1 pseudogene is annotated in these 513 nt (G+C 59.8%); it reads left to right on the top strand.

The features are described from left to right. Window positions 1-45 precede the first annotated feature (45 nt). A pseudogene (locus AB4Z23_RS28215) lies at window positions 46-513 on the top strand (amidohydrolase family protein); the annotation flags it as partial.

The raw sequence follows: 513 nt of genomic DNA, 5'->3' as shown, positions 1-513 counted from the left end.
TCTGACGGTTTCATGACCGCTGGCATTCAATCAGGGGCGTTGATTATGCCGGCTCCAGTGAATGCGCATGATCACGGCTATGGTATCCGCACGCTTGATTTCGGTGGGATTGACGATGCTCTCGAGGTCTGGATTCCATCGCTGCGGTTGCGGCCGCGCACGGACCCGTATCTGGAGGCGCTGGTTGCCTTTTCCCGCCTGGCACTGACCGGCGTCGGCGCGACGATGCACTGCCACAATTCGCTGAATGTCGACCGTCTGGCCGTTGAGGCGAAAGCTGTCATCCGCGCGGCGGCGGATGTGGGCATAAGGCTGGCGCTTTCCTGCCCGTTGCTTGACCATGACCCATGGGCATATGGAGGCGGACCTGGACGGTTGAGAGAGTTCCTCGGTGAGGCCGACTGGACGGTACTATCTCCTTCGATCCCAAACTATGTGCCGATCATACGCCAGATCGAGGCGGTCGAGCAGGTCGCCGCAGAGAATGCCGGGTCTATGGTCGATGTTCAATTC

Source organism: Agrobacterium sp. MCAB5, from assembly GCF_052114365.1.
Classification (GTDB): Bacteria; Pseudomonadota; Alphaproteobacteria; order Rhizobiales; family Rhizobiaceae; genus Agrobacterium; species Agrobacterium tumefaciens.
This window is presented reverse-complemented; position numbering and strand designations above follow the sequence as displayed.